Genomic DNA, 13,113 nt, shown 5'->3' with positions numbered 1-13,113 from the left:
GTTGGCCATTGCGGGCAGGGCTTTGCGAGCATGGCCGGCTGAACCGCTGAGCTTTCCGTGCCCGAACTGGCCAAGACCTACGACCCGGCTGGCACGGAGGCCCGCTGGCAGCAGGCCTGGGAGGACCAGGGAGCGTTTCATCCCGACCCGAAGGCCCCTGGTGAACCGTTCTCTGTTGTGATCCCGCCGCCGAACGTCACCGGCAGCCTGCACATGGGCCATGCCTTCAACACGGCCCTGATCGACACGATCGTGCGCTACCAACGCCTGGCGGGGAAGAACGTTCTTTGCTTGCCCGGCACCGATCACGCTTCGATCGCGGTGCAGACGATCCTCGAGAAGCAGCTCAAGCAAGAGGGCAAGACCCGCCACGATCTCGGTCGTGATGCCTTCCTGGAGCGGGCTTGGGATTGGAAGGCCGAAAGCGGTGGCCGCATCGTGGGCCAGCTGCGGCGGTTGGGGTATTCCGTTGATTGGAAGCGCCAGCGCTTCACCCTTGATGAGGGCCTGAGTGAGGCGGTGAAGGAGGCCTTCGTGCGGCTGCACGAGCAGGGGCTGATTTACCGCGGTGAGTACCTGGTGAACTGGTGCCCCGCCTCCGGTTCGGCGGTGAGCGATCTGGAGGTGGAGATGAAGGAGGTGGACGGCCACCTCTGGCATTTCCGCTATCCGCTCAGCAGCGGCGACGGCCACCTGGAGGTGGCCACCACCCGGCCCGAAACGATGCTGGGCGACACGGCGGTCGCGGTGAACCCCACCGACGAGCGCTACGCCCACCTGGTGGGCCAGACCCTCACCCTGCCATTCGTGGAGAGGGAGATTCCGATTGTGGCCGACGACCACGTGGAGAAGGATTTCGGCACCGGCTGCGTCAAGGTGACACCGGCCCACGACCCCAACGATTTCGCCATCGGCCAGCGCCACGGTCTGCCCCAGATCACGGTGATGCGCAAGAACGGCACGATGAACAAGGAGGCCGGCCAGTTCGAGGGGTTGGATCGCTTCGAGGCCCGCAAGGCCGTGGTGGCCGGCCTGGAGGAGCTGGGGCTGCTGGTCAAGGTGGAGGACTACCGCCACAGCGTTCCCTATTCCGATCGCGGCAAGGTGCCGGTAGAGCCGCTGCTCTCCACCCAGTGGTTTGTCAAAACCGAGCCTTTGGCGGCTCGCTGTCGTGAGGCCCTCGAGAAGCATGACCCCCGCTTCATCCCCGGGCGCTGGGAGAAGGTCTACCGCGACTGGCTCACCGACATCCGCGACTGGTGCATCAGCCGACAGCTCTGGTGGGGCCATCGCATCCCCGCTTGGTTCGTGATCAGCGAAACCGGCGGTACTTACACCGATACCACCCCCTACGTGGTGGCCCGTAACGAAGCCGAAGCCCTGGCGAAGGCCAAGGCGGAGTACGGCGCGGCGGCGGAGATCGAGCAGGACGAAGACGTGCTCGACACCTGGTTCTCCAGTGGCCTCTGGCCCTTCTCCACCCTGGGTTGGCCCGATGCCGACAGCGCTGACCTGCAGCGCTGGTACCCCACCAGCACCCTGGTGACGGGCTTCGACATCATCTTTTTCTGGGTGGCCCGGATGACGATGATGGCCGGCGCCTTCACCGGTGAGATGCCCTTCCAGGACGTCTACATCCACGGACTGGTGCGGGATGAGCAGAACCGCAAGATGAGCAAGAGCGCCGGTAACGGCATCGATCCGCTGCTGCTGATTGACCGTTACGGCACTGATGCCCTGCGTTTCGCCTTGGTGCGGGAGGTGGCCGGTGCAGGTCAGGACATCCGCCTGGACTACGACCGCAAGAAGGACACCTCCGCCACGGTGGAGGCCTCGCGCAACTTCGCCAACAAGCTCTGGAACGCCACCCGCTTCGCCCTGATGAACCTGGGCAGCGAAACGCCGACCCAACTCGGTGAATCCGACCCCGCGGCCCTGCAGCTGGCCGATCGCTGGATTCTCTCCCGCCTGGCCCGGGTGAACCGGGAGACGGCCCAGCGCTACAGCAGCTATGGCCTGGGTGAAGCCGCCAAGGGGCTTTACGAGTTCGCCTGGAACGACGTCTGCGATTGGTATCTGGAGCTGAGCAAGCGCCGGCTCAACCCCGGTGAGAACCCCTCGGCCGAGGCCCTTGCAGATCAGCGGGTGGCCAAGCAGGTGCTGGCCAAGGTGATCAGCCAGATGCATCTGATGCTGCATCCGCTGATGCCCCACCTCACTGAGGAGCTCTGGCACAGCGTCACCGGCGAGCCGGAGACCACCTTCCTGGCCCTGCAGCCCTGGCCGGCCCTGGATGAAAGTGCTTTGGATGATGCGTTGGAAGCTTCTTTCGCTGAGCTGATCGGTGCCATCCGTGTGGTGCGCAACCTGCGCGCGGTCGCGGGCCTTAAGCCCTCGCAATCGGTGCCGGTGCGCTTCGTCACCGGCCGCGGCGAGCTGGCGGCTGTGCTTACCGAGGGCACGGCCGACATCACAGCCTTGACGCGGGCGGAGTCGGTGGCGGTGATGGCGCCAGCGGAGGCTGATGCGGCTCCGGTGGCCAAGGCCCTGGCGGGGGTGAGCGGTGAGCTGCAGGTGCTGCTGCCGATAGAAGGGCTTGTGGATCTCGATGCGCTCAAGGGCCGCCTGGAGAAAGACATCGCCAAGGCGGAGAAGGAGATCAAGGGCCTGGCGGGCCGGCTGGGCAACCCCAACTTCGCCGACAAGGCCCCACCGGAGGTGGTGGCGGAATGCCAGGCCAACCTCGATGAGAAGCATGCCCAGGCCGAGCTGGCGCGCAAGCGCTTGGCGGATCTGAGCTGATTCGGTGATTCAGGTTGAAGGGCTGAGCAAGATCTACCGGGTTGCCGAGAAGCAGCCCGGGTTGGCCGGCACTCTGCGCCATTTCATCCGCCGCCGCACCCGGGACGTCACCGCGGTGCAGGACGTCTCCTTCCGGATTGAGCCCGGGGAGATGGTGGGCTTTCTCGGTGCCAACGGCGCCGGCAAAACCACCACCTTGAAGATGCTCTGCGGCTTGATCCACCCCAGCGCCGGCGAGGTGCAGGTGGCGGGGCACCTGCCCCAGCGTCGTCAGGCGGAGTTTTTACGCCGGATCACCCTGGTGATGGGGCAGAAGCAGCAGCTGCTCTGGGACCTGCCGCCGATGGATTCACTGCGGGTGAATGCGGCGGTGTACGGGATTCCCGATGCTGTGGCCCGGCGGCGGATCAAGGAGCTGGCCGATCTGCTGGAGCTGGGGGAGGAACTCACCCGGCCGGTGCGCAAGCTTTCCCTAGGCCAGCGGATGAAGGCCGAACTGTTGGCGGCGCTGCTGCACGAGCCGGAGGTGTTGTTCCTTGATGAACCGACCCTGGGGCTGGATGTGAATGCCCAGGCCCGGGTGCGGCAGTTTCTGGCGGAGTACAACCGCCGCACGGGGGCAACGGTGCTGCTCACCAGCCATTACATGGCTGATATCACGGCCCTCTGCCCTCGGGTGCTGCTGATCCACCAGGGGCGCTTGTTCCACGACGGCCCCCTGGAAGCGCTGGCTGATCAATTGGCACCGGAGCGGGAGGTGCGGCTCGAGTTGGAGTCGCCCGTTTCAGCCGATGACTTGGCGGGGTTGGGGCGTCTGGAGCAGCTGGAGGGCTGTGATGTGAGGCTGCTGGTACCCCGCGACCAGCTCACCGCCGTGGTGGCGCAGCTGCTGGATCGCTTCCCTGTGCGGGATCTGGATGTGACCGATCCGCCGATCGAGGAGCTGATCGGTGGTCTGTTCCGGCAGGGGCGGGTCTGATGCGGATCTTCGGGCTGAACCGGCGGATCATCCGGGTGCTGCTGGGCTCCCAGTTCGCCCACATGCTCGAGTACCGCGCCGAGATCGCCCTCTGGGCTTTGTCCGGGGTGCTGCCGTTCATCATGCTCAGCGTCTGGAGCGGTAGCGACGCGCGCTCGGGGCTGGGGCTGGATGGTGTGGCCCTGGATCGCTATTTCCTCAGCGCATTTCTAGTGCGCCAGTTTTCTGTGGTGTGGGTGGTCTATGCCTTCGAGGAAGACGCCCTGCTGGGCCGGCTCTCTCCTTACCTGCTGCAACCGCTGCATCCGCTCTGGCGTTACGTGGCGGCCCACCTCGGCGAGCAGCTCACCCGTCTGCCCTTTGCAGCCCTGATCGCAGCTGCGTTTTTTGCGGTGCGGCCCCACGCTTTCTGGTTGCCGTCGTTGGGGGGCTTGCTGCTGGCCTGGCTGTCCACCTGGATGGCCTTTGCCATCGCTTTCCTCTTTCAGAGTTTGATTGCTGCCCTCTGCTTCTGGAGTGAGAAGGCCAGTGCCCTGGAGCGGCTCCAGTTCATTCCCTTTCTGTTTATGTCCGGTCTGCTGGCCCCGCTCACGGCCTTCCCGCCGGCGGTGCGGGCCCTGGCCCAGTGGACGCCCTTTCCTTATCTGATCGACTTTCCGGCCCGGGTTCTGGCGGGGCAACCGGTGGATCTGTTGGCGGGCTTTGGGGCGCAACTGGCCTGGATCGCTCTGTTGTTGCCGCTGGTGCTGCTGCTCTGGCGGGCCGGCGTGCGGCGCTACAGCGCCATGGGGGCCTGATGGGGCGCTACTGGCGAACCATGCGTCGCTTCTGGGGCACGGCCGTGGCCGTGCAGCTGGAGTATCAGGCCAACGTGCTGATCGAGTTGCTGGCGGTGGCGATGAGCCTCAGCGGCAGCCTGTTCTTGCTCTCGCTGTTCTATGGCTCTGATCAGACGTTGGGGGGGTGGAGCTGGGCCCAGGCTCTGATGGTGCAGGGGCTTTACACGGTGTTCGATGGCATGGCCACCACCTGGTTGCGCCCGAATCTCGGGGCGATCGTCACCCATGTGCGCGAGGGCACCCTGGATTTCGTGCTGCTCAAACCGATCGACAGCCAGTTCTGGTTGTCGCTGCGCACGCTGTCGCCAGCGGGGCTGCCGGAGATCGCTCTGGGGCTGGGGCTCTTGGGCTGGGGCAGCCATCAGGCTGGCGTGGTGCTCAGCCTGTCTTCTCTCTTCACTGTTCTGGTGATGCTGCTGGCCGGTGGCTTGATTCTTTATTCGCTCTGGTTTCTGATCGCCGCCACCAGCATCTGGTTCGTCAAAACCTGGAATGCCACCGAGGTGTTGCGGGCTCTGCTGGCTTCCGGCCGTTATCCCCTCAACGCCTACCCGCCGGCCCTGCGCCTGTTGTTCACCCTGGTGCTGCCGGTTGCGTTTCTCACCACGGTTCCAGCCCAGGTGCTGTTGGGTGATGCCGCCGCACCGATGCTGATAGCGGGCTTGGCTCTGGCGGTGCTGTTCTTTGCGGCGGCGCGGGCGTTCTGGCTCTTTGCCCTGCGCTTCTACACCTCAGCATCGAGTTAGTGCAATGCTCCACGCCATGCGTGGGTGAGTCCGCTTGATCTCCTTGGTTCAGCACTGGCTGCCTGATGTGTTGGAGCTGCTGCGCTCCCCCGCTGGGGCGCTGCTGTTCATGCCGCTCTATGCCCTCTGGGTGACGCTGCTGCTGCCGGGGGTGTGGGCGTCGATGCTGGCCGGGGTGCTCTATGGCACTTGGCTTGGCAGTGGCCTGGTGTTTTTTGGGGCCTGCCTCGGGGCGGTGGTGGTGTTTCTGCTGGGACGTTCGGTGCTGCGCGACTGGGCCCGGCGCCGGTTGGAGCAGTTCCCCAAGCTGCAGGCTGTGGAGCGGGCCGTGAGCAAGGAGGGCCTGAAGTTGGTGTTTTTGACGCGTCTCTCGCCCGCCTTCCCCTTCTCGCTGCTCAACCTGGCCTACGGCCTCAGTGAGGTGAGCCTGCGCGACTACAGCATCGGCTTGATCGGCATCCTCCCCGGCACGGTGCTGTTCTGCGGGTTGGGGGCGTTGGCCGGTGATGTGGCCCGTTTCGGTGAGGTGCTGGGGGGTCAGGCCGATGCCGGAACCTGGGCGCTGCGGGTGGTGGGGGTGCTTGCCACGTTGGTCGTGGTCTGGCTGGTGAGCCGGGCGGCCCGGCGGGCGCTTCAGGATGTCGAGACGTCGCTCTGATCGGGATTGGGCAGATGCCAGTCCCGTAGGGCAGCGATCAGGATGAACCAGGTCAGGCGCGCGTGAGCAATCGGGCCGGTCCGTTGCTGCAGCTCAGCCAACTTGGCCCGTCCGCAGTCGGTTTTGATCCAGCGATGCAGGACAGGGGTGGATGGGCTCATGGCTGCAGCAGGGCGGTGAGGTCGGCTTCGCTGAGCACCGTCACCCCGAGGCTCTCGGCTTTGGTCAGTTTGCTGCCTGCGGCTTCGCCCGCCACCAGGTAGTCGGTCTTCTTGCTGACGCTGCCGCTCACCTTGCCGTCCGCCGCTTCGATCAGCGCTTTGGCCTCGCTGCGGCTGAGGTTGGGGAGTGTGCCCGTGAGCACCAGGGTTTTGCCCTGCAGCACGCCGTCGGCGTCAGCTCCGGCTTGGCTGGCGGCCTCCTGCTCGGAGGCACTCGCCTCCAGGGAGAGCTCAACGCTGCGCAAATCCTGCAGCAGCTGTTGGTTGGCGGGGGTGCGAAGCCATTGGCCCAGGCTGGCGCTGATTTCCGGGCCGATGCCATGCAGTTCGGCGATCTGCTCCGGGGCCTCTAGCGCTGCTGCCGCCAGGCTGTCGATGCTGAAGAAAGCGGCCGCGAGCGCTTTGGCGTTGACCTCGCCGATGTGGCGGATGCCGAGGCCATAAAGCTGGCGGTGCCACGGCTGCTGTTTGGAAGCCTCCAAGGCCTCCACCAGGTTGGTGGCCGACTTGTCACCCATCCGATCCAGGCTGGCGAGCAGGGCCGCATCCAGGCGGTAGAGATCCGCCAGCGAGCCCACCAGGCCGCGCTCCACCAGCTGTTCGATCAACTTGCTGCCGAGCCCATCCACATCCAGGGCGCTCTTGCTCACCCAGTGCCGCAGGCCACCCCGCAGGATCGCCGGGCAGCTGCTGTTCACGCAGCGGGTGGCGGCTTCATCGCCCTCCCTCACCAGGTTGGAGCCACATTCGGGGCACTGCTGCGGCAGTTGCACCGGGGTGGCGTCGCTGGGCCTGAGCTCCGGCAGCACCCGCACCACTTCGGGAATGATCTCCCCGGCTTTGCGCACCACGATGGTGTCGCCCAGGTGCAGATCCAGTTCTGCGATCCGATCGGCGTTGTGGAGGGTGGCGCGGCTGACGCTGGTGCCGGCCAGGGCGACTGCTTCAAATTCGGCGACGGGGGTGATGGCACCGGTGCGGCCCACCTGAGCACCAATTCGAAGCAGACGGGTGGGGGCTTCTTCAGCCGGGTATTTGAGGGCGATGGCCCAGCGTGGGGCCTTCTGGGTGAAGCCGGCTTCGTCCTGCAGCTGCAGGTTGTCCAGCTTCACCACCACGCCGTCGGTGGCATAGGGGAGGTCATGACGTCCCTGCTCCCAGTGGTCGCAGAAGCGCTGGATGGCGGCCAGCTCTCCGCAGAGCTCTCGGTTCGGGTTCACGCGGAAACCGGCCGTGTTCAGCCACTCCAGAGCTGCCCATTGGCCGGGGGGTTGGGCGTCACCCGGCAGGTGCAGGGTGTAGGCGAAGAAGTCGAGCCGGCGGGCGGCCACTACCTTCGGATCCAGTTGGCGCAGGGTTCCGGCGCAGGCGTTGCGGGGATTGGCGAACAGCGCTTCGCCCCGTTGCTCCCGTTCGGCATTGATCGCCGCGAAGGTGGCATCAGGGATGAAGGCCTCTCCTCGCACTTCCACCCATTCCGGTGGGTTCTCGATCTGCAGCCGCAGCGGAATCGAGCTGATCGTGCGCACGTTGGCGGTGATCTCTTCGCCGCGGCTGCCGTCGCCCCGGGTGGCGGCCCGTTCAAGCACCCCGTTGCGGTAGCTCAGGGCAAGGGCGTTGCCGTCAATTTTGAGTTCCCCCACCAGGGGCAGGCGGGTGTCGTTGGGACGGTCCAGCACCTTGAGCAGCCGCTCGTGCCAGGCCCGTAGGTCGTCGCGGTTGAAGGCGTTGTCAAGGCTGAGCATGCCCACGCGGTGCTCAACGTTGGTGAATCCTTCCGCAGGATCTCCGCCCACCCGCTGGGTGGGACTGTCGGGCCGTTGCAAGCCCGGATCGTTCTGTTCCAGCTCGAGCAGCTCGCGATAAAGGCGGTCGTAGACCGCGTCCTCCATCACTGGCGCATCGAGAACGTAATAAGCGTGGCCGGCACGGTTGAGCAGGTGCCGCAGCTCCGCGGCCCGCTCGTGCGGATCAGCCATTGACCTGGTTGATTCGGGCAATGCGCCAGTTGTCGTCCACCTTGATGAAGGTGAAGTCGAGGGGTAGCTCTTCGTCGCCTTCGGACTTCAGCTTCACGGTGAGGATCAAGTTGCCTTCCTGCACGCGGGGGCGGCCGGACTTGAGATTGCGGAACTTGTTCAGCTTCAGGCCCGCCAGGAAGCGGATGAACTGCTGACGGCTCACGTGCTGGCGGTAGGCCTTGGTGGTGAGCAGGTAGGCGGCATCGATGCGGCCGGCAGCCACCTGAGTGAAGAACTGCTTGATCAGGGGATTGATGCCGCGGGCGTCGAGCACCAGCTTCACGGCGTTGTAGATCCAGTACCCCAGCAGGGTGAGACCCCCGGCCAGCAGAGCTTTGCTGCCGATCTCCCGCACCAGTCCCAGTTCCATCACCAGCTCTCAAAGCAGGGCCGAGTCTGACTGACCACGGCAGGATGGCGCTGATTCGGATCTCCTCCCCCCCGTTCTGTGCCTTTGCAGCCCCTGCTGCCGTTGTTTCACCGCCTAAACCGGGAGCATTTCGGCGGTGCTCTGGTGGATGGGTGCCAGCCGCTGACGGCGGTGCGCTGGAGCGATGGCCGGATGAGCCGTACGGCGGGGTTCTACCGCCGTGGCCCCGGGGTGGGTGAGGGCCGCGGCAGCGAGATCGTGCTGTCGCGGCCGGTGCTCGAGCCCTTGCCGCAGAGCGCCACGGAAAGCACGCTCTGCCACGAGATGATCCATGCCTGGGTGGATCTGGTGCAGCGTCGTCGCGAAAGCCATGGGCCGCTGTTCCGGGGCCGGATGGCCGCTATCAATGCGGCCCAGAGCCGGTTTCAGGTGAGCATCCGCCACAGCTATCCGGTGCCGCCCCGGCCGCCCCGTTGGCTGGCGGTCTGTGCCCGTTGCGGTCGTCGCACCCCCTGCCGAAGGCGCACACGCAATGCTGCTTGCCGGGTCTGTTGCATCGAGCATTTCCACGGCCGCTGGGATGCCAGCTGCGTGCTCAGTTATGTGGAGGCGGAGCGCTAGATGGAGGTGTTCTGGCTGACCCTGGAGTGCGGTGGTGTGGTCATTGTGTTGCTGGGATTGCGGCGGGAACAGTGGTTGCGCCGCCGGCGTCGGTAACGTCAGTGAATGGAGGAGCACTTCGATCGGTTGGACCGGTTCCGTGATCAGCGGGATCGCCGTCTCGACCAGTTCTTGGAAACCGGCCGTCAGCTCGTGGATGGGGTGTCCGGTAGGCGACCAGGACAACGGCCTGGAGGGCGGCGCTCCGGTTTGGACCTCGATTCGGTGGGCCGCTGGGTCGGCGAAAAAGTCGAGTGGCTGCTGGAAGAGGACGACGACTGGCAGGAGCCCTGGCAAGAGGCTGGCCGTGGCCGGCCAGAGCCTGCACGTTCGATGCGTTCCGCCCGTCGCCCCCTTGAGGCGATTTCACGCCGGAGTCGCCGCGGAGCAGCAGCGCAGGCTCCAGCGCCCCCATCAACGCCACCTGTGGCTCAGGAGTTCAACGCTGATCCTGGTGAGTGGCCGGAGGACGACAGCTTCCGGGTGCAGCGCTGGTCACGCTCAGCCCAGCCGGCAGCTCGTCTGGAGCCCGAAGCCGCGCCCAATCCGGCGGGTTCCCGCAGGGCTTTGCCGCGCTCCAGCCGCCGCCGGATCGACTAACGGCTGGGGTGCAATGAACGCGGGCTGACCCGGTAGCGGCAGCCCCGTGCAGCGAGCTGGTGGTTCACATCATCGAGCAGCTCGCCGGGCATCTCTTCTGCCATCTGGTCTGCGGTGGCGGTGATCGATGGGGATCCCACCTGCAGCGCTTCCAGCAGTTGGGTCCACTGTTCCACTTGGAGGCTGCGGCTCATCGGCTCATAGCCCTTCTGTTCCAGCAGCTGGCTGCAGACGGTGCGGTTCCAGAGTACGGAGCGTCCCTGGCCATGGGGGCCGGTCTGCATGGCGGCATTGGCGTCGAGGGCGCTCTGGGTGGGGCGACCCCGCCTGTCACGCCAGCCTTGATGTTCGAGGGTCTTGCCGCAGTGAATCGCCGAAATGCCGTAGATCCGACCGAGGTCGGTGAGGCTGAGCCAGGAAGTGGTGGCAGCCATGACACGGTGAACCGAATTGGCCACATCTTCCTGTCAGCACAACCAATGGCAAGTTGTCAAGAGCAAATCCCAACAAACCCGCGAATTTGTTCATGAATTTTGTTGAAACTCCTGGCGCAGCGTGGGCCCGAGCCAGGTTTCGAGTTGCGGGCTGAACACTTCGCGAATCACGGTGAGGGCCTTGCCCTGGCGGAAGAAGCGGTAATGGCGGCTCCAGTAGGGGCCGCGATGGCCAAAGGTCTGGTCGAGCCAGTCCCCCTCCACCAGCGCTAAGCCATCCACCTCACGGAACAGCTCGGAACGCCCTTCGGTGAGGCTTTTCCAGATCGGCTGGTTGCGGTCCCGCAGGTGCCAATCCGCTTCGCCCTGGTTCCACCAGCTCTCGGCCCAGGCCAGCGGGGTGCCGCCGCAGGTGAGCCACACCTGGCGGCGCAGCAGGGGTGCCATCAATTCCTTCACCTCTTCCGGTGCCCCGGGGTGGTCGGTCTGGTCGGCCTCCATGGCGATCAGATCCACGGCAACGGGCGAACCGGTGAGCAGGCGCAGGTGGCGGGTCGGGCTGCCATCGCCCAGCAGCATCAGCCGCCAGGGGCCGGGCAGTTGACGCGGCCCTTCCGCTGAGAGCACGGCGTCGGTGGGGGCTTGCCAGAGCTGGTGCGGCGATGGGTGAAGACGGGGGGCGGGGTTCAGAACAGTCCTCCCACCGAGAGGGTTTGGCGTTGGCCGTTGCGGGCAGTGATCGTCTCGCGGTCGAAGAAGTTGTCCATTACTTGCTCAGCCCGCAGGTTCCAGTAGGCACGTGAGGTGGGAACCCGGGCTGACACTGCAAAGGTTTCGGGACGCCAACGCTATCGAGCTTCTGCGGTGGGGGCGAGGGGTTGGCGTTCCCTTTGCTGCAGTTCCAGCCACATCAGCAGGGCGGTGATGTCGGCTTTGCTGACGCCAGGGATGCGGCTGGCTTGCCCCAGGGTGCTGGGTTGAATCGCCGCGAGCTTTTCGCGGGCTTCATTAGAAAGCGTGCCGATGCCGGCGTAGTTGAGATCGGCTGGCAGCTTGCGCTGGCTCTGACGTTTCACCTGATCGATCTGCTGCTGCTGGCGTTGCAGGTAGCCGCTGTATTTGATGTCGATCTCGGCGCCCTCGCGCACGGGCATCGGCAGATCGGCATCGGCCAGGCCATGGCGCACCAGATCGGCGGCGTGCATCCCGGGTCGGCGCAGCAGGTCGGCCAGGGTGATCGAGCCTTTGATCGCTGCACCGGTTTCTTTTTCCACTGCCGGGGCCACCGGATCGCTCACTTTGAGCCGCACGGTTTCTAGCCGCTGCTTTTCGCCTTCCATCGCCTGGAGCTTGTCTTCGAACAGCTGCCAGCGCCGGTCGTCGATCAGGCCCAGTTCACGGCCCAACGGTGTGAGGCGGCGGTCGGCGTTATCACCCCGCAGGATCAGCCGGTATTCGCTGCGGCTGGTGAGCACCCGGTAGGGCTCGCGCAGGTCTTTGCTCACCAGATCGTCGATCATCGTGCCGATGTAGCTGCCCTCGCGGGGGAAGTGCACCGGCTCCTGGCCGCCGATCAGCCGGGCGGCGTTGACGCCGGCCACCAGGCCCTGGGCGGCGGCTTCCTCATAGCCCGTGGTGCCATTGAGCTGGCCGGCACTGAACAGGCCGCGCACCCGCTTGGTTTCCAGGGAAGGCTTGAGCTGCGTAGCGGGCAGGTAGTCGTAATCCACCGAGTAAGCCGGCCGCAGCATCACTGCTTGCTCCAGGCCCGGCAGGCTGCGCAGCAGTTGCAGCTGGATCGGTTCTGGTAGGCCGGTGGAGAAGCCCTGCACATATATCTCTGGGGTGTCGCGCCCCTCCGGCTCGAGGAAGATCTGATGGCTGTCCTTGTCCGCGAAGCGAACGATCTTGTCTTCGATCGAGGGGCAGTAGCGCGGGCCCTTACTGTCGATCACGCCGCCGTAGATGGCGGTGAGGTGCAGGTTGTCGCGGATCAGCTGATGGGTTTCGGCGGTCGTGCGGGTGATGTGGCAGCTCATCTGCTCACCGCTCACCCAGGCGGCCGGGTCGAAGGAGAAGAAGCGATCGGCTGCATCGCTGGGCTGCTCCTCCAGCTGATCGAGGGCGATGCTGCGCCGGTCCACCCGGGCGGGGGTGCCGGTTTTGAGCCGGTCGGTCTGGAAGCCGAGCTGCTGCAGCGCTTCGGTGAGGCCTTCGGCGGCCTGCTCCCCGGCGCGGCCGGCGGCCATCGATTGATGCCCCACCCAGATGCGGCCGCCCAGGAAGGTGCCGGCGGTGAGGATCACCGCGTCAGCGCCGTAGACGCTGCCGAAATAGGTGCGGATGCCACTGATACGCTGCTGTTCGCCCTCACCGGTGGTTTCCAGGCCGGTCACCATCGCTTCGCGCAGGGCGAGGTTGGGGGTGTGCTGCAGCAGCTGCAGCATCTGGCGGGAATAGAGGCGCTTGTCAGTCTGGGCGCGCAGGGCCCAGACCGCCGGACCGCGGCTGGCATTGAGGATGCGCTTCTGGATGGCGGTGGCATCGGCCAGGCGACCGATCACCCCACCAAGGGCATCCACTTCATGGACGAGCTGGCTTTTGGCAGGGCCGCCAACGGCTGGGTTGCAGGGCTGCCAGGCGATGCGATCCAGATTGAGGCTGAATAGGGCGGTGTTCAGGCCCAGACGGGCAGCCGTGATCGCCGCTTCACAACCGGCATGGCCGCCGCCGACCACGATCACGTCGAAGGATTCGGTGGGGGCGGCGCTGAAGCTCATGCC

At 65.7% G+C, this 13,113-nt stretch carries 14 protein-coding genes; 7 read left to right on the top strand and 7 right to left on the bottom strand.

Translation table 11 applies throughout. The features are described from left to right. Window positions 1–57: 57 nt before the first annotated feature. From Syncc8109_RS10760 to Syncc8109_RS10740, 5 genes are read left to right on the top strand one after another with little or no spacing between them, the layout of a single operon-like run. Window positions 58–2,802 carry a valine--tRNA ligase gene (locus Syncc8109_RS10760; protein WP_006850781.1) on the top strand — a complete coding sequence of 915 codons (2,745 nt, stop codon included), beginning with the start codon at window positions 58–60 and terminating at the stop codon, window positions 2,800–2,802. A gap of 4 nt (window positions 2,803–2,806) precedes the next feature. Further along, entirely contained in the window at window positions 2,807–3,781 is a 975-nt protein-coding gene (locus tag Syncc8109_RS10755; protein ID WP_006851368.1) for an ATP-binding cassette domain-containing protein, read from the top strand. Continuing rightward, window positions 3,781–4,578 carry an ABC-2 family transporter protein gene (locus Syncc8109_RS10750; RefSeq protein ID WP_006850206.1) on the top strand — a complete coding sequence of 266 codons (798 nt, stop codon included), beginning with the start codon at window positions 3,781–3,783 and terminating at the stop codon, window positions 4,576–4,578. The genes Syncc8109_RS10755 and Syncc8109_RS10750 overlap by 1 nt, the downstream gene beginning before the upstream one ends. Further along, window positions 4,578–5,366, top strand: a complete 789-nt coding sequence (locus Syncc8109_RS10745) for an ABC transporter permease (RefSeq protein WP_006850628.1) — start codon at window positions 4,578–4,580, stop codon at window positions 5,364–5,366. Before Syncc8109_RS10750 ends, Syncc8109_RS10745 begins: the two co-directional genes overlap by 1 nt. Window positions 5,367–5,400: 34 nt before the next feature. Continuing rightward, the gene (locus Syncc8109_RS10740) at window positions 5,401–6,024 is read left to right on the top strand and encodes a TVP38/TMEM64 family protein (protein ID WP_006851764.1); all 624 of its coding nucleotides are present in this window, start codon (window positions 5,401–5,403) and stop codon (window positions 6,022–6,024) included. Here Syncc8109_RS10740 and Syncc8109_RS10735 read toward each other — a convergent pair. Genes Syncc8109_RS10735 through Syncc8109_RS10725 form a run of 3 tightly spaced genes read right to left on the bottom strand, consistent with a single transcriptional unit; the run spans window position 6,000 to window position 8,636 of the window. Continuing rightward, window positions 6,000–6,185: a hypothetical protein gene (locus Syncc8109_RS10735; RefSeq protein WP_006851222.1), complete on the bottom strand. Its 186-nt coding sequence runs from the start codon at window positions 6,183–6,185 to the stop codon at window positions 6,000–6,002. The two genes, Syncc8109_RS10740 and Syncc8109_RS10735, sit on opposite strands and share 25 nt — an antisense overlap. Continuing rightward, window positions 6,182–8,224 (bottom strand): NAD-dependent DNA ligase LigA, encoded by a 2,043-nt coding sequence (gene ligA, locus Syncc8109_RS10730; protein ID WP_006851559.1) that lies wholly within the window; start codon window positions 8,222–8,224, stop codon window positions 6,182–6,184. Before ligA ends, Syncc8109_RS10735 begins: the two co-directional genes overlap by 4 nt. Further along, entirely contained in the window at window positions 8,217–8,636 is a 420-nt protein-coding gene (locus Syncc8109_RS10725; protein WP_006849717.1) for a hypothetical protein, read from the bottom strand. The genes ligA and Syncc8109_RS10725 overlap by 8 nt, the downstream gene beginning before the upstream one ends. 78 nt (window positions 8,637–8,714) lie before the next feature. Between Syncc8109_RS10725 and Syncc8109_RS10720 the strand changes: the two genes are divergently transcribed. Beyond that, window positions 8,715–9,257, top strand: coding sequence for a SprT family zinc-dependent metalloprotease (locus Syncc8109_RS10720; RefSeq protein WP_006850058.1), 543 nt, complete (start codon window positions 8,715–8,717; stop codon window positions 9,255–9,257). 105 nt (window positions 9,258–9,362) lie between these two features. Then, a complete protein-coding gene (locus tag Syncc8109_RS10715) occupies window positions 9,363–9,896 on the top strand; it encodes a hypothetical protein (protein ID WP_006852015.1) in 534 nt (177 codons plus the stop codon). Here the strand turns inward: Syncc8109_RS10715 and Syncc8109_RS10710 are convergent. From Syncc8109_RS10710 to mnmG, 4 genes are all read right to left on the bottom strand, one after another. Next, window positions 9,893–10,330, bottom strand: coding sequence for a hypothetical protein (locus Syncc8109_RS10710; protein ID WP_006850850.1), 438 nt, complete (start codon window positions 10,328–10,330; stop codon window positions 9,893–9,895). The genes Syncc8109_RS10715 and Syncc8109_RS10710 overlap by 4 nt on opposite strands. A 90-nt stretch (window positions 10,331–10,420) precedes the next feature. Beyond that, window positions 10,421–10,957, bottom strand: a complete 537-nt coding sequence (locus Syncc8109_RS10705) for a chorismate lyase (protein ID WP_006849990.1) — start codon at window positions 10,955–10,957, stop codon at window positions 10,421–10,423. Window positions 10,958–11,016: 59 nt separating this feature from the next. Continuing rightward, window positions 11,017–11,154 (bottom strand): hypothetical protein, encoded by a 138-nt coding sequence (locus tag Syncc8109_RS12445; protein WP_006851585.1) that lies wholly within the window; start codon window positions 11,152–11,154, stop codon window positions 11,017–11,019. 24 nt (window positions 11,155–11,178) lie between these two features. Beyond that, window positions 11,179–13,110, bottom strand: coding sequence for a tRNA uridine-5-carboxymethylaminomethyl(34) synthesis enzyme MnmG (gene mnmG / locus Syncc8109_RS10700; RefSeq protein WP_006849881.1), 1,932 nt, complete (start codon window positions 13,108–13,110; stop codon window positions 11,179–11,181). Window positions 13,111–13,113: the final 3 nt, after the last annotated feature.

It is taken from the genome of Synechococcus sp. WH 8109, assembly GCF_000161795.2.
Lineage (GTDB): Bacteria > Cyanobacteriota > Cyanobacteriia > PCC-6307 > Cyanobiaceae > Parasynechococcus.
This window is presented reverse-complemented; position numbering and strand designations above follow the sequence as displayed.